Raw genomic sequence first — 18,213 nt, 5'->3', positions numbered from 1 at the left:
GCCGTCCTGGCGCGCCTCCAGGTCCAGCTGCACCAGCAGGCCGACGGCCACCTGCAGGCCGTGCGGCGCGCTGGCCAGGCCGGCGATCTTCGGCAGGCCGCGCGTCAGGGCGTGGGCGATCGACAGGCCGCCGCTTTCGAAGCCCAGGCCGCTCATCAGGATCATGGCTTCCACCACCCGCTCGAAGGCGGGCGTGGGCTGGCCGCTGCCGGCCACGGCCAGCGCGTCGGCGCCGTCGGCCAGCAGCGTGCGCAGGCAGCCGTCGGCGATCAGCTGGGCGGTCAGCGGCGGGACGCCGTCGTACATGTTGCGTCCGCCGTTGCGGGCGCATTGCTCGGCTTCGAATTTCTTGGAGATGGCGTCACCCAGGCCGGCGCGGAAGAACGCCGCCGGCGCGGTGGCGATGACGGCGGTGTCGACCAGCACGATGGTGGGGTTGAACAGCATGTGTTCGACCGCCAGGAGGTTGTGATGGGCGTCGTACAGCACGTAGTTCTTGCTGGTGGGGGCATCGTTCGAGGCCACCGTCGGCACCGTGACCAGGTGGCAGTGCGCGGCCTTGGCGACCGCCTTGCCGGCGTCCAGCGCCTTGCCGCCGCCCACCGCGATCACCATGTCGATGCCGGCGGCCGCGGCCTGCGCGCGCAGCGCCGCGATCGATTCGGGCGTGATGTCGCCCTCGACCGGCAGGGCCGTCAGCGCCACGCCGTGGGCGCCGCACAATGCCTCGATTCTCGGGCCCAGCACGCCCTGCACGTAGCGGTCGATGACCAGGGCGGCGCGGCGGCCGAACAGGGCGGCGTATCCGCCCAGCGCGTCGAGCGCGCCGGCTCCCTGGATGTAGCGGCCGGGAGCGCCGAAAATCTTCAGCATCGAGTCTTCCTATTTGCGAGGCCCGGGCGGGCGGTAGTCGAGTTCTTTTTCGCGTTCGACCAGCCAGTCGATCATGATCTTGCCGCCCCACACCAGGTCGGCCTGGATCGCCTTGGTGGCGGCTTCGGGGTCGCGCGCCTCCAGCGCGGCCAGCACCGCCTCGTGGCGGTGTTCGTCCTGGGAGTAGTCGAGCCCGGCCGTCTTGACGTGGAACACCTTGAGGATCGGGCCGGTGATGACCCAGAACGATTCCACGGTGTTGCGCAGGATGGGCTTGTTGCTGGCTTCCAGGATGCCGAAGTGGAACTTGCGGTTCAGGTAGCTGGCGCGCTTGGGGTCGGTCGAGGTGCAGGAGATGAAGTCCTTCTGCAGCGCGATCAGGTTGTCCAGCTGCTTGCGCGTGATGTTCCTGGCGGCCTCGGCCGCGCCCATGCCTTCCAGGTGGAAGCGGATCTGCTGGATCTCGCGCAGCTTTTCCGAATTGACATAGGGCACGTAGACCGCGGTGGCGGCCTGCATTTCCAGGCCCTGTTCGCTGATGAGGCGGAAGATGGCCTCGCGCACGGGCGTGATCGAGACGCCCATTTCCTGGGCCAGCTCGCCAATGATGAGGCGCTCTCCGGGTTCGTACTGCCCGTTGATCAGGGCGTTGCGGATCTCGTTGTAGACCTTGACGGAGAGGTTCTCTTTTTTTACCGGTTTAAGGCTGGGCATGACGGTCGAGGCTTGGGTTCGATGGAATGGCGGAAGCCGTGAAACGGCGCCCGGCTGAATTCTATCCCGCCCTGGCCAATTCAAGCGCGATGGGTATATTATATATCATATATTCTGATAAGCGAAGGAGACGCCATGCGCCAGGACCGGGGAGACCCAAGCGAAGACGAGGTCCGGGTGTTGCGGGAAAAGGCCCGCCACATCCGGTTGGAGACCATCAGGCTGATCGAGATCGCCAAGGTCGGGCATTACAGCTCGGTCTTTTCGTGCGCCGAGATCTTTGCCGCCCTGTATTACGACGTGATGCGGCTGCGGCCGGGCGAGCCGGCCTGGCCGGACCGCGACCGCTTCCTGATGGGCAAGGGCCATGCGGCCGTGGGCCTGTTCCCGGTGCTGGCCGACCACGGTTTCATTCCGCATGAATTGCTGGGCGGCTACACCCGCCTGGGCAGCCCGCTGGGCGACCACCCCGACATGACCAAGGTGCCGGGCGTCGATTTCAGTTCCGGCTCCATCGGCCACGCGCTCTCCAATGGCGCCGGCATGGCGCTGGGCGGCCGCATGAGCCAGCGCGACTTCAACGTGTTCGTGATGCTGGGCGACGGCGAGATGCAGGAAGGGCAGGTGTGGGAGGCGGCGCTGTTCGCGGCGCACCACCAGCTGTCGCGCCTGGTGGCCATCATCGACCGCAACGGTTATCAGCTCGACGGCAAGGTCGACGACGTGATCGGCGTGGAATCGCTGCGCGACAAGTGGCAGGCCTTTGGCTGGGAGGTGCACGAGGTCGACGGCCATGACCTGGTGGCGCTGACCGCGCTGCTGCGGCGCCTGCGCTCGGACGAGGCGCGCGAACGGCCGGCCTGCGTCATCGCCAGGACCGTCAAGGGCAAGGGCGTGTCCTATATGGAAACCGAACCCGGCTGGCATCTGGGCTACCTGGCGCCGCAGGACGCGCAGGCCGCCATCGACGAAATCATGACCCGCGAGATCTGAATGGCACAGGCACAGACGCTTTCCCCCGATTCCTGGCAGTACCGCGCGCTGAACGCGGTGAACCCCGGGCTGTCGTATCTTTCCGACGCGCTGATCGCGCTGGCGCAGGCCGGGCATCCGGTGGTGGCCGGCTCGGCGGACCTGCAGTATTCCAACGGCCTGAACCGCTTCGCCTCGGCCTATCCCGAGCGCTACGTGCAGTTCGGCATCTCCGAGCAGAACATGGTGTCGGCCGCGGCCGGATTGGCCACCACCGGCGCGATGCCGTTCGTGGCGACCTTCGCTTCGTTCCTGGGCCTGCTGTGCTGCGAGCAGATCCGCATGGACGTGGCCTACACCAGGCTGCCGGTGCGGCTGATCGGCCATCACACCGGCATCAGCCTGGGCTTCTACGGCACCTCGCACCACGCCACCGAGGACATCTCGACCATGCGCGCCATCGCCGGCCTGACGGTGGTGTCGCCGGCCGACGGGCCGCAGCTGGCCGCCGCCATCAAGGCCTCGGTGGACTGGCCCGAGCCGATCTATTTCCGCATCGGGCGCGGCCGCGATCCGCAGGTGTATAAAGACGGCGCGCCGTTCACGTTCGGCCGCGCCATCGTCCATTCGACCGGCAGCGACCTGAACATCATCGCCTGCGGCATCACGCTGCACGCGGCGCTGGAAGCGGCCGCCCGGATGCGCGAGGACGGCCTGTCGGTGGGCGTGATCGACATGCCCACCATCAAGCCGCTGGACCGCGAGGCGGTGCTGGCGGCCGCCGGGCAGGCGCGCGTCCTGCTGACGGTGGAAGAGCACAATGTGATGGGCGGCCTGGGCTCGGCGGTGGCCGAGGTGCTGGCCGATGCCGGCAGCGGCACGCGGCTGCGGCGCCATGGCATCTACGACGAATACAGCCTGATCGCCCCGCCCACCACGCTGTACGCGCATTACCAGCTGGACGGCGCCGGCATCGAGGCGGTGGCGCGCGAACTCATCGCGCGATAGGGCGTGCCAGCATTCACGGGCGCCGGACGCCGGCGCCCCGACAAGGAGACAGAGCAATGAAGGAAATCAGCGGCAACACCCGCCTGTTCGGCATCCTGGCCGACCCGATTTACCACGTCAAAACCCCGCAGCGCCTGAACGAGCATTTCGCCCGCATCGGCTTTGACGGCGTCTGCGTGCCGTTCCATGCGCGGCCCGACAACCTAGCCGAGGTGGTGGCCGGACTGCGGCGGCTGGAGAACCTGGGCGGCCTGATCGTCACCATGCCGCACAAGGCGGCGATCCTGGCGCTGGCCGACGAGGCCACGCCGGTGGCGCGCAAGATCGGCGCCGCCAACGTGGTGCGGCGCGAGGCGGACGGCCGCCTGGTGGCGCGCATGCTGGACGGCGAGGGCTTCGTGCGCGGCCTGCGCACGCACGGCGTGGCGCCCGAGGGCAAGAGCGCCTATCTGGCCGGCGCCGGCGGCGCGGCCAACGCCATCGGCTTCGCGCTGGTGCAGGCGGGCGTGTCGCGGTTGACCATCGCCAACCGCACGCCGGCCAAGGCCGAGGACCTGAAGGCGCGCATCCTGTCGCTGCATCCCGAGGCCCGCATCAGCGTCGGCACGGCCGATCCGTCGGGCCATGACCTGGTGGTCAACGGCACCTCGCTCGGCATGAAGCCCGATGACGCGATGCCGCTGGGCGCGGCGCGGCTGACGCCGGACCAGCTGGTGTGCGAGGTCATCATGCAGCCGGCCGACACGCCGTTGCTGGTGGCGGCGCGGGCGCGCGGCTGCAAGGTGCACTACGGCGCGCCGATGCTGGCCGGGCAGATCGAGCTGATGGCGGAAATGATGGGCGTGGCGCCGGCCGCGCAACGCTGAGGCGCGACGGAAGAGACGATGGGCGACTACGACTTCATTATCGCGGGCGGCGGCACCGCCGGCTGCATCCTGGCCAACCGCCTGACGGCCGACGGCCGCCACCGGGTGCTGATGCTGGAAGCCGGGCACGAGGCGCGCAGCATGTGGATCTCGATCCCGGCGGGCTTTTCCAAGCTGCTGGTGAACCCGGACTACAACTGGCGCTTCGCCACCGAGCCGGAGGACAACGTCTACGGCCGCACCATCGCCGTGCCGCGCGGCAAGGGCCTGGGCGGTTCGACGCTGATCAACGGCATGATCTACGTGCGCGGCCGGCCGCAGGACTACGACGGCTGGGAGGCGGCCGGCGCCGCCGGCTGGGGCGCCGGCACCGCCGAGCGCGTGTTCCGCAAGATTGAATGCTATGAGCCGGGCGGCGAGACTCGCGGCAAGTCGGGCCCGATGCACGTGGAGGAAGTGGCCGAACGCTTTCCGGTGTCCGACGCCTTCCTGCGCGCGGCGCAGGAAGACGGCCTGCCGCTCAATCCCGACTACAACGCCGGCCGCCAGGACGGGGTCGGCTACTACCAGGTGGCGCAGCGCCATGGCCGCCGCTGGAGCGTGGTGGACGGCTACCTCAAGCCGGCCGCCGGCCGCAGGAACCTGACGGTGGAGTGCGGCGCGCACGTGACGCGGCTGCTGTTCGAGGGCAAGCGCTGCGTCGGCGTGGCCTATCGCAAGAACGGCCAGGAGTTCACCGTGCGGGCGCGGCGCGAGACGCTGCTGTGCCTGGGGGCGGTGCAGTCTCCGCAACTGCTGGAGCTGTCGGGCGTGGGCAGCCCAGCGCTGCTGCAATCGTTCGGCATTCCGCTGGTGCACGCGCAGCCGCAGGTGGGCGAGAACTACATCGACCACTTCGCCACGCGCATGAACTGGCGGGTCCGGAACACCGTGACGCTCAACGAGATGTCGCGCGGCTGGCGCCTGGCGCGGCAGGTGGCGCGCTACTACACCCGCCACAAGGGCATCCTGACGCTGGGCACGGGCCTGGTGCACGGCTTCGTCAAGAGCGCGCCGGACCTGCCGGCGGCCGACGTGCAGTATTTCTTCGTGCACGCCAGCTACGCCAACGCGGCCGAGCGCATTCTCGACCGCGCGCCGGGCATGACCATCGGCGTGGCGCAGCTGCGGCCGGAGTCGGTGGGCTCGATCCACCTGAAATCGGCCGACCCGCTGGCCGCGCCGTCGATCCGGCCGAACTTCCTGTCGGCGCAGGTCGACCGCGACAGCCTGGTGGGCGGCATGCGGGTGGCGCGGCGCATCGTGCAGCGGCCGGCCCTGCAGCGCTATATCGAGCGCGAGCTGAGTCCGGGGGCGGACGTGGACAGCGACGAGCAATGGCTGGATTTCGCGCGCCGCAACGGCCAGACCATCTACCACCCGATCGGTACCTGCCGCATGGGCGCGGACGCCGGCGCGGTGACCGATCCGCGTCTGCGGGTCAACGGCATTGCCGGCCTGCGGGTGGTGGACGCCTCGGTGATGCCGAAGATGGTGTCGGGCAACACCCAGGCGGCGGTGATGATGGTGGCCGAGCGCGGCGCCGAGATGATCCTGGAGGATGCCGCCGCCGCGTGAGGGCGGGTCGGCCCGCATGGGCCGGCCGCCTCGCGCTTTCAACCGTGCCGGCTGCGGTGCAGGGTCAGCTTGCCGATGCGGTCCCAGTCCCAGGCGATGCCCAGGCCGGGCGCGTCTGATGGAATGGCGCGGCCGTTCTCGATGCGCATGCCGTGTTCGGTCACCATGTCCAGCTGCGGGATGTATTCCAGCCAGCGGCTGTTGGGCACCGCGCAGCACAGCGCCACGTGGATCTCCATCAGGAAGTGCGGGCACACCGGCACGTTGTAGGCCTCGGCCATGTGCGCCACCTTGAGCCACGGCGTGATGCCGCCGATGCGGCCCACGTCCACCTGGACGATGGAGCAGGCTTCGCTCTGCAGGTAGTCCTTGAACTGCGACAGGCTGTAGAGCGATTCGCCCACGGCGACGGGCAGGGTGGTGGACTGGCTCAGCCGGCGATGGGCCTGCACGTCGTCGGCGTGGATGGGCTCCTCGAACCAGGCCAGGTCCAGCGGCTCGAAGCAGCGCGCGCGGCGGATCGCCTCGGGCAACGAGAAACCCTGGTTGGCGTCGGTCATGATGTCCCAGTCCGCGCCGACGGCGGCGCGCACCGCGGACAGCCGCGCCACGTCCTCGGCCACGTGCGGCCGGCCGACTTTGATCTTGGCGCCGCCGAAGCCGGCCTCGCGCGCCTTGAGGGCCTCTTCCACCAGTTGCGAGGGCGGCAGGTGCAGCCAGCCGCCCTCGGTGGTGTAGAGCGGGATGTCCGCCTTGGCGCCGCCCGCCAGCCGGTGCAGCGGCAGCCCGGCGCGGCGCGCGCGCAGGTCCCACAACGCGGTGTCGATGGCGGCCAGCGCGATCGAGGTCAGCGCGCCGACGGTGGTGGCGTGGACGCGGTACATCAGGTCGCGCCAGAGCTGTTCGATGTCGTCGGCCTCGCGCCCCAGGAGCAGCGGCGCCAGGTGGTCGTCCAGCAGCCGGATCACGGACGAGCCGCCGGTGCCGATGGTGTAGCTGTAGCCGGTGCCGGTGACGCCGTCGGCGTCGGTGATGCGCACGATCGGCGTTTCCTGGCGCTCGAAGCTCTGCACGGCGTCGGTGCGCCGGACCTTGGGCTGCAGGTCGACCTGCAGGATCTCGACGGAAGCGATGCGGGCCATGGGGTCTCCTGGATCAGCCGCCGGCCTTGCCGACTTCCTGCGGCAGGTCGACGCCGTGGAACTGCTTGTAGATGGTGTTGAGCTCGCCGCTCTTGAGATTGGCGCGCACCCAGCCGTCCAGCTTGTCCTTGAGCGCCGGTTCGTTCTTGCGCAGGCCGATGGCCAGCATGTTCAGGCGCATCACGAACTTCGATTCCATCTGCTTGGCCGGCGCTTTTTCGTTGATGGTGCGCAGCAGGGCGGGCGCGGTGGCGAAGATGTCGGCCTGGCCGCTGACCACCGCGGTGATCGAGGTGGCGTCGTCGTCGAAGCGGATGATCTGCGCGTCCTTGGGCGCGATCTTGGTCAGCTCGGTGTCGTTGGTGGTGCCGCGGGTGGCGATGACCTTCTTGTTGGACAGGTCGGCCGCGCTGGTCAGCTTCATGTCCTTGGGCGCGCCGACCACCGCCAGGATGGCGGCATAAGGCGTGGAGAAGTCGATGACCTTCTGGCGCTCGGGCGTGACCGACATGCTGGAGATGACGATGTCGGCCTTGCCGGTCTGCAGGAACGGCACGCGGTTGGCGCCGGTGGTGGGCACGATCTCCAGCGTCACGCCCAGGCCCTTGGCCAGCAGGCGCGCGGTCTCGACGTCGGAGCCGGTGGGGTTGAGCGCGGCGTCCTTCATGCCGTAGGGCGGCACGCCCAGGTCGATGGCCACGCGCAGCTTGCCGGCCTTCATGATGTCGTCGAGCTGGTCGGCGTGGGCGGCGCCGGACACGGCCAGGCCGCCGATCAGGGCCAGGCCGGCGAAAGCGGCGCGCAGCCGCGGCGGGAATACGGACTTGTTCATGCGGGTTGTCTCCATTGTCGTTGTCATCGGGCAGGGGGCGGGGCCGGCGGCCCTACAGTCCGCTGCCCAGGAACTGCCGCAGTTCCGGCGTGGCGGGGGCCGACAGCATGCTGGCCGGCCCCTGCTCCCAGACCTGTCCCTGGTGCATGAAGATGACCTTGTCGGCCACTTCGCGCGCGAACGCCATCTCGTGCGTGACCAGGATCATGGTCATGCCGTCGGCGGCGAGGTTTTCCATCACCTTGAGCACTTCGCCGGTCAGTTCCGGGTCGAGCGCCGAGGTCACTTCGTCGAACAGCATCACCTTGGGCTGCATCGCCAGCGAGCGGGCGATGGCCACGCGCTGCTGCTGGCCGCCCGACAACTGCTCGGGATAGGCGTCGGCCTTGTCGGCCAGGCCGACGTGCGCCAGCGCCTGCATCGCCTGTTCGCGCGCCTGGGCCGGCTTGACGCCCTTGACCGAGCGCGGCGCCAGCGTGATGTTCTGCAGCGCCGTCATGTGCGGGAACAGGTTGTAGCTCTGGAACACGATGCCGACGTCTTTGCGCAGCGCGCGCAGGTCCAGCCCGTCGCTGTCGTGCAGCGCGTGGCCGCAGACGCGGATGGTGCCGGCGTCGGTGGTCTCGAGCCGGTCCATGCAGCGCAGCGCGGTGCTCTTTCCCGAGCCGCTCTTGCCGATGATGGCCGCGACCTCGCCGCGGTTGACGGAAAACGACACGCCGCGCAGCACGTGGGTGCCGCCGAAGCGCTTGTGGACCTGGTCCAGTTCAACGACGGGATGCATTGAGTCTCCTTTCCAAGGAACGGCTCCAGCGCGACAGCGGGTAGCACATGAGGAAGTACAGGACGGCGGCGCAGCCGAAATAGACGAAGGGCTGGAAGGTCGAGTTGTTGAGGATCTTGGCGTTGTAGGCCAGCTCCGGATAGCCGATCACCAGCGAGACGATCGAGGTGTTCTTGATGATCTGCACCAGGAAGCCGACGGTGGGCGGGGTGGCGATGCGCAGCGCCTGCGGCAGCGCCACCTTGGCCATGCGCTGCAGCCGCGACAGGCCCAGGCATTCGGCCGCTTCCCACTGGTTCTTCGGCACCGCCTGGATGCAGCCGCGCCAGATCTCGCCCAGGAAGGCGCTGGAGTAGATCGTCATGGCCAGGCCGGCCGCGGCCAGCGCCGACAGCTCGCCCAGGCCGAACAAGCTGGGGCCGAAGAAGCACAGGCCCATCAGCACCAGCAGCGGCGTGCCCTGGATCACCTGGATGTAGCCGGCGGCGGCCGCGCGCAGGGCGCGGCGCGGCGAGACGCGGGCCAGCGCCAGCAGCAGGCCGGCCAGGCCGCCGCCGGCGAAGGTCCAGGCCGACAGCTTGACGGTGCCCCAGGCGCCTTCCACCAGATACCAGGCGTGTTGTTCGGGAATGAAGAAAGCCATGGCGCGTCCCCTACAGCGGCGTGCCGAGCTTGCGCCGGCGCGGGAACACGACCTGGGCCAGCAGCCAGAACCCCAGCCGCATCAGCCACGACAGCGCCAGGTACACGCCCCACAGCACGATGAAGACCTCGAAGTTGCGGTAGGTGTCCGACTGGATGCGGTTGGCCACGCCCAGCAGTTCCTCGGCGCCCACCGCCGACATGATACTGGAGGCCAGCATCAGCAGCACGAACTGGCTGGTCAGCGACGGATAGACCCGTTCGACCGCCGGACGCAGCACCACGTGCCAGAACACCTGCAGCCGCGACAGCGCCAGGCACTCGCCGGCCTCGAGCTGGTCCTTGGGGATGGATTCGATGCCGGCGCGCACGATCTCGCAGGTGTAGGCGCCGATGTTGATCACCAGCGCCAGCACCGCGCCCGCCATGATCGGCATGGTGAGGCCGGCGCTGGACAGGCCGAAGATGAGGAAATAGGCCTGGATCAGCAGCGGCGTGTTGCGGATCAGTTCCACATAGCCGCCGGCCACGGCGCGCAGCCAGCCCAGGCGGCTGTTGCGCGCCAGCGCGCACAGCGTGCCGAGGATGAAGCCCAGCACGGTGGCGCAGAACGACAGCTTGACCGTGACCCACGCGCCCTGCGCGAGCAGGGGCCACTGTTCAAGCACCGAGGCGAAATCAAACGTGTAGTTCACCGTCTCGCTCCCTGGGGCCGCGTCAGGCGGCGCGACTCAATGGCAGGCAGGTCGGGCCGATCGGCTCGAACGCCTTGTAGGTGAGGATGAATTCGCGGTGGCCCAGGTCCTCGGACTTGCTGGGCGCGCCGTTGGCGACCGCGCGGACCTGGGCATGGATCTCCTCGGCCACCTCCTGCAGCGAGCCGCGGCCCTCCAGGATGCGGCCGGCGTCCACGTCCATGTCCTCGCCCAGGGCGCGGTAGGTGTCGGGGTTGGCGCAGACCTTGATGACCGGGGAGACCGCCGAGCCCACCACCGAGCCGCGCCCGGTGGTGAACAGGATCACGTGCGAGCCGCAGGCGATCAGTTCGACGATCTCGGCGTTGTCGCTGATGTTGGGAAAGCCGAAGCGCGGTTCGCCGTCGGGCACCACGTCCAGCAGGTACAGGCCGCCGAAGGGCGGCACGTCGCCCGGCTTGATGATGCCGTCGATGGGCGAGGCGCCGCTCTTGGCGTAGGCGCCGAGCGATTTTTCCTCGATGGTCGAGAGACCGCCGTCGGCGTTGCCGGGCGCGAAGCTGCCGTGGCCCATGATGCTGTAGTAGCGCGCCGCCTTGTTGACGCAGGCCACGATCTCCTCGCCCAGCTCGGGCGTGGCGGCGCGGCGCCGCATGTGGAATTCGCAGCCGACCAGTTCGCCGGTCTCTTCGAAGATACAGGTGGCGTCCTGCGCGATCAGCAAGTCGAAGGCGCGGCCCACCGCCGGGTTGGCGGTGATGCCGCTGGTGCCGTCCGAGCCGCCGCAGATGGTGCCGATCACCAGTTCGTCGATGCCCATGGGCACGCGCTGCTGTTGCGCCAGGTCCCTGGCGGTGGCGCGCACCCAGGCGCGGCCCTCGGCCACGGTGCTGCGGGTGCCGCCGCGCTGCTGGATGGTGAGGGTCTGGACCGGGCGGCCGGAGTCGGCGATGGCCGCTTCCAGCTTGCGCTTGTTCATGCTTTCACAGCCCAGCGACACCAGCAGCGCGGCGCCGACGTTGGGGTGGGTGGCGATGGCCGTCATCATGCGTTCGGCATAGGCGTTGGGGTAGCAGCCGGGAAAACCCACCAGGTGCACCTGCACGTCGCCGGCCAGGTCGCGGAAATCCAGCGCGATCTCGCGCGCCACGTGATGGGCGCATTCGACCAGGTAGGCGACGACGACCACGTTGCGGATGCCTTTGCGGCCGTCGGCGCGCGGATAGCCCTGCAGGGGCTGGGACAGATCGGTCATGGCGGAAACCTCAGTGCCGGTCGGTGAAGGCGCGGCCTTCTTCCAACGTGTAGGTGGGGGTGTAGTCGCTGTCGAGGTTGTGGGTGTGGATGTGGTCCCCGGCCGCGACGGCGGCGGTCAGGCTGCCGATGATGGCGCCGTACTTCAGGATCTTTTCGCCGGCCGGCATGGCGTGGCGCGCCAGCTTGTGGCCCAGGCCCAGCGGCGCGGCGATGACGGCGCTGCCGTCTTCGAGCTGCACGCGGGCGCCGGCGGGCAGGGCGTGGCGCACGATCAGGCAGTTGTCTTCGGGGGAAATCAGCAGGAGCTGAGGGTCCAGGGTGGCTTGTCTCGTCATGATTTTTTGTGTGTTGATGTTTTGCATATAAAAGCAAGTTTCATATTCGTGGTCAACACACGTTTGCCCTTGGGTGAGGAAAAAGGGGTTGAAATTCGGGTAATTACTGAGTTTTTCGGCATGTCGTCGGCTTGCGGTGCGCCATAAATCCCGTATATTTGTTTTTATGAATGAAATTTAATTTTCATAAGGCAAATGAAGACGGCCATCCGGCCGGCACTCCAGGCCTATCCACCCACGGGAAGAGACATGACCCTACGTTTGCAGGACAAGCGGGCGCTGGTCACGGCGGCCGGCAACGGCATCGGCCGCGCCAGCGCCCTGGCCATGGCGCGCGAGGGCGCCCAGGTCTGGGCCACCGACATCAACGAGGCCGCGCTGGCCGACCTGGCGAAGGAGGCCCGCGCGGCCGGCCTGGACGGGTTGCGCACCCGCGTGCTGAACGTGCGCGACGGCGCCGCCGTGGCCGACTGCGCGCGCGAGACCGGCGCGGTCGACGTGCTGTTCAATTGCGCCGGCTTCGTCCACGCGGGCTCGGTGCTGGACTGCGACGAGGCCGACTGGGACTTCAGCATGGACCTGAACGTCAAGACCATGTACCGCACCATCCGGGCCTACCTGCCGGCGATGCTGGAGCGCGGCGGCTCGATCATCAACATGGCTTCGGCCGCCTCCAGCGTGAAGGGCGTGCCCAACCGCTTCGTCTATGGCGCCTCCAAGGCCGCCGTGATCGGCCTGACCAAGGCGGTGGCGGCCGACTTCGTGGCGCGCGGCATCCGCTGCAACGCCATCTGCCCCGGCACGGTCGAATCGCCCTCGCTGCGCGAACGCATCGCCGCCCAGGCGCGGCTGCAGGGCAACGACGAGGCCGCGGTGCGCGCCGCCTTCGTGGCGCGCCAGCCGATCGGCCGCGTCGGCCGGGTCGAGGAGGTCGCGGCGCTGGTGGTCTACCTGGCCAGCGACGAATCCGGCTTCACCACCGGTACCATCCAGGTTATCGACGGCGGCTGGTCCAACTGAGCCGCCGTCCCGCTTTGTTCCCTTTCAAGGATTCCGCATGAAACTCGTACGCTACGGCCAGCCCGGCCAGGAAAAACCCGGCCTGATCGACGCCCAGGGCGCGCTGCGCGACCTGTCGGGCGTGGTCGCCGACATCGACACCGCCGCCATCGCCCCGGCGATGCTGGCCAGATTGGCCAAGCTCGACCTCGCCGGCCTGCCGCGCGTGGACGGCGCGGTGCGCTACGGCTGCCCGGTCAACGGCGTTGGCAAGATCGTCTGCGTCGGCCTGAACTACGCCGACCACGCCGCCGAGTCCGGCCTGCCGGTGCCGGCCGAGCCGGTCCTGTTTCTCAAGCCCAGCTCGTCGCTGAGCGGCCCGAACGACCCGGTGATCATCCCGCGCGCCTCGGTCAAGACCGACTGGGAAGTGGAGCTGGGCGTGGTCATCGGCAAGAAGGCCTCGTACGTGGAAGAAAGCGAGGCCATGGACTACGTGGCCGGCTACACCGTGGTCAACGACGTGTCCGAGCGCGAGTACCAGATCGAGCGCGGCGGCCAGTGGGACAAGGGCAAGGGCTGCGACACCTTCGCGCCGGTCGGCCCGTGGCTGGTGACGCGCGACGAGATCGCCGATCCGCAGGACCTGGACATGTGGCTGGAAGTGAACGGCCACCGCTTCCAGAACGGCAGCACCCGCACCATGGTGTTCGGCGTGAAGACGCTGGTCAGCTACATCAGCCGCTTCATGTCGCTGATGCCGGGCGATATCATCAGCACCGGCACGCCGCCGGGCGTGGGCCTGGGCCAGAAGCCGCCGGTCTACCTGAAGGCGGGCGACGAGATGCGCCTGGGCATCGCCGGACTGGGCGAGCAGCGCCAGGCCCTGCAGGCCTGGGTCCGCGCCGAATAAAATCGGGTTCCACTCCTTTGCCGCCGCCATGACCGCATCCAAGATTCCCGTTCCCGATCCCGCCACGCCCGAGGCCGACGCCGCGGACTCGCCGGGCGCGCAACGCTACGCCGCGCCCGCCCTGGAAAAGGGGCTGGACATCCTGGAGGCGCTGGCGGCCAGCCCGGCCGGCTACACGCTGGCCGAGCTGGCGCAGAAGATCGGCCGCAGCGTCAGCGAGATCTTCCGCATGGCGGTGACGCTGCAGCGACGCGGCTTCGTGCAGGTCGACGACAACGATCGCTACACGCTGACGCTGAAGATGTTCGAGCTGGCGCACCGTCAGCAGCCGCTGAAATCGCTGGTGAGCGTGGCGCTGCCGCTGCTGCGCGAACTGGCCAACCGCGCGCGCCAGTCTTGCCACCTGGCGGTCTACCAGGCCGGCCGGGTGGTGGTGATCGCGCAGGTCGACAGCCCCGAGCGCTGGTCGTTCGGCCTGAAGGTCGGCGTGATGATGGGGCTGACGGACACGTCCTCGGGCCACGTGCTGCTGGCGTTCCGCGACGAGGTCGAGCGCACCCGCATGCTGGCCGCCCACATCAAGGTGGAAGGCGAGCTGGAGTCCGACCCGGGCGAACTGTTCCCGATCCTGGCGGACGTGCGCAAGAATGGCTGCGCCTGCATGGCCAGCCGCCAGATCCGCGGCATCACCAACGTCGCCTACCCGGTGATGGGCGTGGGCAACCACGTCATCGCCGCGATCAACGTGCCGCACATCGAGCGCATCGACCGCAAGGAATCGCCCAGCATCGCCCAGGTGCAGGAGATCGTCGGCAACGTCGCCCAGCGGCTGTCGACCCTGATGGGCTACAGCGGCTACCTGCCGGAACAGACCTAGGGGGCGGTGGCGGCTGACTACAGCGCCCGCACTGGCACGCACAACTCGCACACGAAACGCCCGCTGGCAGGATCCTGGTCGGCGGGGCGGAAGCGTTCGAACAGCGGCCGCTCGTCGCATTGCAGGCCGCTGCCCGGCAGCCATTCGCGGCACAGCGTCATCCAGGCGTCGGCGATGCGCGCCGGCGGCGCATTGAACACGGCGGCGGCGTAGCGGCCGCCGGGCAAGGTCGTGACCAGCGCCTGGCCGCCTGCCTGGAAGCCGTCCGGCACGGCGACGCAGGCATCGTAGCGGCACCGGGCTGGCGCGGTGATGGCCGGATCGTCGTGGCCGACGCCGAAGCACTCGGCGTTGTCCAGGCCGTGCGACAGCATCCAGGGCTTGACCACGCCGCGCCAGAACTCGCCGATGGCAGGGCCGTAGGGGCCGATCTTGCGCAGGTAGGCGACGCGGGTCGCGGGCAGGTCGATGAGGCGGACTTCCATGGCGGGCTCGCTGAAGAAAACGGAGCCGTCATGGTCGCGGGATTGCCCGTCCGGCGCCTGACCGGGCTTGCGCTCGGCCTGATCAGGATTGCTGTCCGCGCCGCGCCGGCGCAGGCGGCGCTCCTGGATGTCGGCCAGGCGGCGGGCGTCGGCGCCGGCGCGCCAGGCCGTGGGGGTGCAGCCGAACTTCTGCTTGAAGGCGCGCGCGAACGCTTCGCCGGAGCCGAAGCCGGTGGCCAGGGCGATGTCGAGCACGGCGTCGGCCGGACGGCAGCACAGCAGGAAGGCGCCGTACTCCAGGCGCCGGCGGCGTGCGTAGTCGCCCAGCGTCTCGCCCATCCAGGCGGCGAACACGCGGTGGAAATGGAAGCGCGAGAAGTTGGCCACGTCCGCCAGCTGCGCCAGGTCCAGCGGCGTATCCAGGTGGCGGTCGATGTGGTCCAGCACCCGGTTCATGCGGCGCGCGTATTCGGCGCGGTGCAGCGGGGCGGCGGTATCGGGCGGGAGGTCGGAAGCGGGTGGGTTCAAGGCCGGGGCGCGACGAACGGAACGGTGACCGGCCGATGCGGCCGGGCGCCCGGGGGGCGGACGCCTGGCGGCACTATAGAAGATCGCGCCGCCGGCTGCACGGCGTGGCTGCTTCATGCAGCCGCCTCATGTGGCCAGCCTCAAGCGGCCTGGATCGGGATCACCGCATGCACCGAGCGGCCGCGCGCATCGATCGCCACCGTCACCGGCATGTCGCGCACCTCGAACTCATAGATCGCCTCCATGCCCAGGTCCGCGAAGGCGACCACGCGCGCCGCGCGCACCGCCTGCGACACCAGGTAGGCGGCGCCGCCCACCGCGCTCAGGTAGGCGCCGCCGTGGGTCTGGATCGCCTGCACCGCCAGCGGCCCGCGCTCGGCCTTGCCGATGGTCACCAGCAGGCCGCTGTCGGCCAGCAGGCGCGGCATGAACTTGTCCATGCGGGCCGCGGTGGTGGGGCCGGCCGGGCCGACCGCTTCGCCGGCCACCGGATCGACCGGGCCGACGTAGTACAGCGCGCGCCCTTGCAGCGGCACCGGCAGCGGTTCGCCCCGCGCCAGCAATTCGTCCATGCGCTTGTGCGCGGCGTCGCGGCCAGTCAGCAGCCTGCCGGACAGCAGCAGCGTTTCGCCCACCTTCCACGATGCCACCTCGGCGCGTGTCAGGGCGTCCAGGTCGACGCGCCGGCCGCCGCTGGCGGGCAGGGCGTCCGGAATGCCGTCCCACGTCGCGGGGTCCGGTTGCGGCCATTGCGCCGGCCCGCTGTCGGGCATGGTGAACGTCACGAAGCGGGTGGCGGCGCAGTTGGGCAGCAGCGCCACCGGCAGCAGCGCCGCGTGCGAGGTGGCGGTCGCGACCTTGACGTCGAGCACCGTGGTGTCGCCGCCCAGGCCCTGGGCGCCGATGCGCAGCGCGTTGACACGCTGGTGGACCTCGATCCGCAAGCGCTCGGCCGGATCGCCAGCGCCGCGCGCCAGCAGCTCGGGCATGTCGATCGGCGTGAAGAGGGCGCGCTTGGCCAGCGCCATGGCCTGTTCCGGCGAGCCGCCCACGCCCAGCCCCAGCACGCCCGGCGGACACCAGCCGGCGCCCATGCCCGGCAGCTGCGCCACCACCCAGTCGGCCACCGAGTCGCTGGGATTGAGCATGGCGTAGCGCGCCTTGACGTCGCCGCCGCCGCCCTTGGCGACCACGGTCAGCTCCAGCCCGTCGCCTGCCACCAGTTCCACGTGCAGCACGGCGGGCGTGTTGTCGCGGGTGTTGCGGCGCAGCCCCAGCGGGTCGCGCACCATCGAGGCGCGCAGCGGATTGGCGGCACAGCCATAGGCGCGCGCCACGGCCCGGTCGGCCAGGGCCTGCAGGGTGGGCGTGGGGCCGGGGCCATCGGCGCGGATGCGCGCGTCCATGCCGAGCCGGGCATAGACATGCGCCACGCCGGTGTCCTGGCAGACCGGACGCCGCGCCCGCGCGCTCATCTTGCTGTTGACCAGCAATTGCAGCAGCGCGTGGCGCGCGGCCGGCGCGGTTTCGCGGTCGTGGGCGGCCTTCAGCGCCCGCACGAAATCGGGCGGATGCGTGTGGCTGACCGCCTGCAGGGCCTGGGCGATGCTGGTCTCGATATCGGAAGCGAGCAGGACGCGCATGACGTGGCGGGCCTATTGCAGCGTGATGCCGGCCTGCTTGATGACGCCGGCCCAGCGCTTGCCTTCGTCGGCGGTGAACTGCTGGAAGGCGGCGGGCGCGTACTGGCCCTCGGGCAGCAACTGGATGCCCTGTTCCACCATCTTGCCGGTGAAGTCATTGTCGGCCAGCGCCTTCTGCCAGGCGCGGTACATCGTCTGCACCACCGCGTCCGGCGTGCCCCTGGGCGCGTACAGGCCGTACCAGGTGGACACCTGGAAGCCCGGCAGCGCCTGCGCGCCCATCGGCGCCACATCGGGGAACTGCGGCATGGCGGTGGCCGAGGTCAGCCCCAGCGCGCGCACCTTGCCGCCGCGGGTCTGCGGCAGCGCGGTGTTGGTCTGGTCGAACATGGCGTCGACCTGATTGCCCATCAGGTCGTTCAGCGCCGGCCCGGCGCCCTTGTAGGCGATGGGCGTGATCTCCATGCCGGCCTGGCTGGCGAACATGGCGGCCACCAGGTGCGAAGTCGAGCCGACCCCGGCGTTACTGAAGTTGAGCTTGCCCGGATGCTGCTTGCCGAAGGCGATCAGTTCGGACACCGACTTGTACGGCGAGCTTTCGCCCACCAGCAGCACCAGCGGCGTGTCGGGGAAGCGGAACACCGCCTGGAAGTCCTTGGTGGGGTCGTACGGCAGCCGCTGGTACAGCGACGGCGCGGCGGCCATGTAGCCGATGTGGCCCACCAGGAAGGTGTAGCCGTCGGGCGTCGACTTGGCCGCCTTGGCCGCGCCGATGGTGCCGCCCGCGCCGCCCACGTTCTCGATCAGGATGGTCTGCTTGAGTTCCTGCGCGACGCGGTTGGCGATGTTGCGCGCCATCGCGTCGGTGGGGCCGCCGGCCGCGAACGGCACGATCCAGGTGATGGCGCGGTTGGGGTAGGTGTCCTGCGCGTGCGCGCCCGGGGTCAGGGCGAACGCCGCCGTGGCGGTGATCGCCGCCAGCCAGTTCTTCATGGTTTGTCTCCGTGGGTGTTTTTTTATCGGGGGAAAGC

19 protein-coding genes are annotated in these 18,213 nt (G+C 69.5%); 7 read left to right on the top strand and 12 right to left on the bottom strand.

Annotated elements, in window-relative coordinates; all coding sequences use genetic code 11:
* Both AOZ49_RS01945 and AOZ49_RS01940 read right to left on the bottom strand, forming a co-directional pair.
* On the bottom strand, positions 1-873 hold an 873-nt coding region (locus AOZ49_RS01945; RefSeq protein ID WP_054474172.1), incomplete at its 3' end, for an iron-containing alcohol dehydrogenase.
* A 9-nt stretch (positions 874-882) separates the two neighbouring features.
* On the bottom strand, positions 883-1,587 hold the full coding sequence (locus tag AOZ49_RS01940) for a GntR family transcriptional regulator (RefSeq protein WP_054431894.1): 705 nt from the start codon (positions 1,585-1,587) through the stop codon (positions 883-885).
* A gap of 135 nt (positions 1,588-1,722) precedes the next feature.
* Between AOZ49_RS01940 and AOZ49_RS01935 the strand changes: the two genes are divergently transcribed.
* From AOZ49_RS01935 to AOZ49_RS01920, 4 genes are read left to right on the top strand one after another with little or no spacing between them, the layout of a single operon-like run.
* Entirely contained in the window at positions 1,723-2,580 is an 858-nt protein-coding gene (locus AOZ49_RS01935) for a transketolase (RefSeq protein ID WP_054474171.1), read from the top strand.
* Positions 2,581-3,567 (top strand): transketolase family protein, encoded by a 987-nt coding sequence (locus tag AOZ49_RS01930; RefSeq protein ID WP_054474170.1) that lies wholly within the window; start codon positions 2,581-2,583, stop codon positions 3,565-3,567.
* A gap of 56 nt (positions 3,568-3,623) precedes the next feature.
* Positions 3,624-4,433, top strand: a complete 810-nt coding sequence (locus AOZ49_RS01925) for a shikimate dehydrogenase family protein (protein ID WP_054474169.1) — start codon at positions 3,624-3,626, stop codon at positions 4,431-4,433.
* A gap of 18 nt (positions 4,434-4,451) precedes the next feature.
* Complete coding sequence (locus AOZ49_RS01920) at positions 4,452-6,050, top strand: GMC family oxidoreductase (RefSeq protein WP_054474168.1); 1,599 nt, start codon at positions 4,452-4,454, stop codon at positions 6,048-6,050.
* 38 nt (positions 6,051-6,088) lie between these two features.
* Here the strand turns inward: AOZ49_RS01920 and AOZ49_RS01915 are convergent, their stop codons facing one another.
* Genes AOZ49_RS01915 through AOZ49_RS01885 form a run of 7 tightly spaced genes read right to left on the bottom strand, consistent with a single transcriptional unit; the run spans position 6,089 to position 11,737 of the window.
* Positions 6,089-7,192 (bottom strand): mandelate racemase/muconate lactonizing enzyme family protein, encoded by a 1,104-nt coding sequence (locus tag AOZ49_RS01915; RefSeq protein WP_054431889.1) that lies wholly within the window; start codon positions 7,190-7,192, stop codon positions 6,089-6,091.
* A gap of 13 nt (positions 7,193-7,205) precedes the next feature.
* Positions 7,206-8,024, bottom strand: coding sequence for a transporter substrate-binding domain-containing protein (locus AOZ49_RS01910; protein WP_054474167.1), 819 nt, complete (start codon positions 8,022-8,024; stop codon positions 7,206-7,208).
* 52 nt (positions 8,025-8,076) lie between these two features.
* Positions 8,077-8,808 (bottom strand): amino acid ABC transporter ATP-binding protein, encoded by a 732-nt coding sequence (locus tag AOZ49_RS01905; protein ID WP_020928765.1) that lies wholly within the window; start codon positions 8,806-8,808, stop codon positions 8,077-8,079.
* Positions 8,792-9,451: an amino acid ABC transporter permease gene (locus AOZ49_RS01900; protein WP_054474166.1), complete on the bottom strand. Its 660-nt coding sequence runs from the start codon at positions 9,449-9,451 to the stop codon at positions 8,792-8,794. The genes AOZ49_RS01905 and AOZ49_RS01900 overlap by 17 nt, the downstream gene beginning before the upstream one ends.
* A gap of 10 nt (positions 9,452-9,461) precedes the next feature.
* Positions 9,462-10,145, bottom strand: a complete 684-nt coding sequence (locus tag AOZ49_RS01895; protein ID WP_006387173.1) for an amino acid ABC transporter permease — start codon at positions 10,143-10,145, stop codon at positions 9,462-9,464.
* 22 nt (positions 10,146-10,167) lie between these two features.
* A complete protein-coding gene (locus AOZ49_RS01890) occupies positions 10,168-11,400 on the bottom strand; it encodes a UxaA family hydrolase (protein WP_054474165.1) in 1,233 nt (410 codons plus the stop codon).
* Positions 11,401-11,410: 10 nt separating this feature from the next.
* Complete coding sequence (locus tag AOZ49_RS01885; protein WP_054431974.1) at positions 11,411-11,737, bottom strand: UxaA family hydrolase; 327 nt, start codon at positions 11,735-11,737, stop codon at positions 11,411-11,413.
* 249 nt (positions 11,738-11,986) lie between these two features.
* Here AOZ49_RS01885 and AOZ49_RS01880 point away from each other — a divergent pair, with 249 nt between their 5' ends.
* The 3 genes from AOZ49_RS01880 to AOZ49_RS01870 are packed head-to-tail and all read left to right on the top strand — an operon-like array spanning position 11,987 to position 14,526.
* Positions 11,987-12,757 carry an SDR family oxidoreductase gene (locus tag AOZ49_RS01880; RefSeq protein ID WP_054474164.1) on the top strand — a complete coding sequence of 257 codons (771 nt, stop codon included), beginning with the start codon at positions 11,987-11,989 and terminating at the stop codon, positions 12,755-12,757.
* A 37-nt stretch (positions 12,758-12,794) separates the two neighbouring features.
* Positions 12,795-13,649 carry a fumarylacetoacetate hydrolase family protein gene (locus tag AOZ49_RS01875; RefSeq protein ID WP_054474163.1) on the top strand — a complete coding sequence of 285 codons (855 nt, stop codon included), beginning with the start codon at positions 12,795-12,797 and terminating at the stop codon, positions 13,647-13,649.
* Between the two features lie 28 nt (positions 13,650-13,677).
* The gene (locus tag AOZ49_RS01870) at positions 13,678-14,526 is read left to right on the top strand and encodes an IclR family transcriptional regulator (RefSeq protein ID WP_054474162.1); all 849 of its coding nucleotides are present in this window, start codon (positions 13,678-13,680) and stop codon (positions 14,524-14,526) included.
* A 17-nt stretch (positions 14,527-14,543) separates the two neighbouring features.
* Here the strand turns inward: AOZ49_RS01870 and AOZ49_RS01865 are convergent, their stop codons facing one another.
* The 3 genes from AOZ49_RS01865 to AOZ49_RS01855 form a co-directional block, all read right to left on the bottom strand.
* On the bottom strand, positions 14,544-15,539 hold the full coding sequence (locus AOZ49_RS01865; RefSeq protein ID WP_231689779.1) for an AraC family transcriptional regulator: 996 nt from the start codon (positions 15,537-15,539) through the stop codon (positions 14,544-14,546).
* 140 nt (positions 15,540-15,679) lie between these two features.
* On the bottom strand, positions 15,680-17,182 hold the full coding sequence (locus AOZ49_RS01860; protein WP_054474161.1) for a fumarate hydratase: 1,503 nt from the start codon (positions 17,180-17,182) through the stop codon (positions 15,680-15,682).
* Between the two features lie 12 nt (positions 17,183-17,194).
* Positions 17,195-18,175, bottom strand: a complete 981-nt coding sequence (locus AOZ49_RS01855) for a Bug family tripartite tricarboxylate transporter substrate binding protein (protein ID WP_054431881.1) — start codon at positions 18,173-18,175, stop codon at positions 17,195-17,197.
* Positions 18,176-18,213 lie beyond the last annotated feature (38 nt).

The sequence above is a fragment of the Achromobacter sp. 2789STDY5608615 genome (assembly GCF_001298995.1).
GTDB lineage: Bacteria > Pseudomonadota > Gammaproteobacteria > Burkholderiales > Burkholderiaceae_B > Achromobacter > Achromobacter insuavis.
Note: the sequence above shows the minus strand (reverse complement) of the source record. Positions and strands in the feature narration are given on the sequence as shown.

Coding starts and splice junctions, on each gene's coding strand:
- AOZ49_RS01930 (WP_054474170.1), top strand. CDS start 2,581: ATGGCACAGGCACAGACGCTTTCCCCCGATTCCTGGCAGTACCGCGCG.
- AOZ49_RS01925 (WP_054474169.1), top strand. CDS start 3,624: ATGAAGGAAATCAGCGGCAACACCCGCCTGTTCGGCATCCTGGCCGAC.
- AOZ49_RS01890 (WP_054474165.1), bottom strand. CDS start 11,400: ATGACCGATCTGTCCCAGCCCCTGCAGGGCTATCCGCGCGCCGACGGC.
- AOZ49_RS01860 (WP_054474161.1), bottom strand. CDS start 17,182: ATGCGCGTCCTGCTCGCTTCCGATATCGAGACCAGCATCGCCCAGGCC.
- AOZ49_RS01940 (WP_054431894.1), bottom strand. CDS start 1,587: ATGCCCAGCCTTAAACCGGTAAAAAAAGAGAACCTCTCCGTCAAGGTC.
- AOZ49_RS01900 (WP_054474166.1), bottom strand. CDS start 9,451: ATGGCTTTCTTCATTCCCGAACAACACGCCTGGTATCTGGTGGAAGGC.
- AOZ49_RS01905 (WP_020928765.1), bottom strand. CDS start 8,808: ATGCATCCCGTCGTTGAACTGGACCAGGTCCACAAGCGCTTCGGCGGC.
- AOZ49_RS01870 (WP_054474162.1), top strand. CDS start 13,678: ATGACCGCATCCAAGATTCCCGTTCCCGATCCCGCCACGCCCGAGGCC.
- AOZ49_RS01880 (WP_054474164.1), top strand. CDS start 11,987: ATGACCCTACGTTTGCAGGACAAGCGGGCGCTGGTCACGGCGGCCGGC.
- AOZ49_RS01855 (WP_054431881.1), bottom strand. CDS start 18,175: ATGAAGAACTGGCTGGCGGCGATCACCGCCACGGCGGCGTTCGCCCTG.
- AOZ49_RS01920 (WP_054474168.1), top strand. CDS start 4,452: ATGGGCGACTACGACTTCATTATCGCGGGCGGCGGCACCGCCGGCTGC.
- AOZ49_RS01915 (WP_054431889.1), bottom strand. CDS start 7,192: ATGGCCCGCATCGCTTCCGTCGAGATCCTGCAGGTCGACCTGCAGCCC.
- AOZ49_RS01910 (WP_054474167.1), bottom strand. CDS start 8,024: ATGAACAAGTCCGTATTCCCGCCGCGGCTGCGCGCCGCTTTCGCCGGC.
- AOZ49_RS01885 (WP_054431974.1), bottom strand. CDS start 11,737: ATGACGAGACAAGCCACCCTGGACCCTCAGCTCCTGCTGATTTCCCCC.
- AOZ49_RS01875 (WP_054474163.1), top strand. CDS start 12,795: ATGAAACTCGTACGCTACGGCCAGCCCGGCCAGGAAAAACCCGGCCTG.
- AOZ49_RS01935 (WP_054474171.1), top strand. CDS start 1,723: ATGCGCCAGGACCGGGGAGACCCAAGCGAAGACGAGGTCCGGGTGTTG.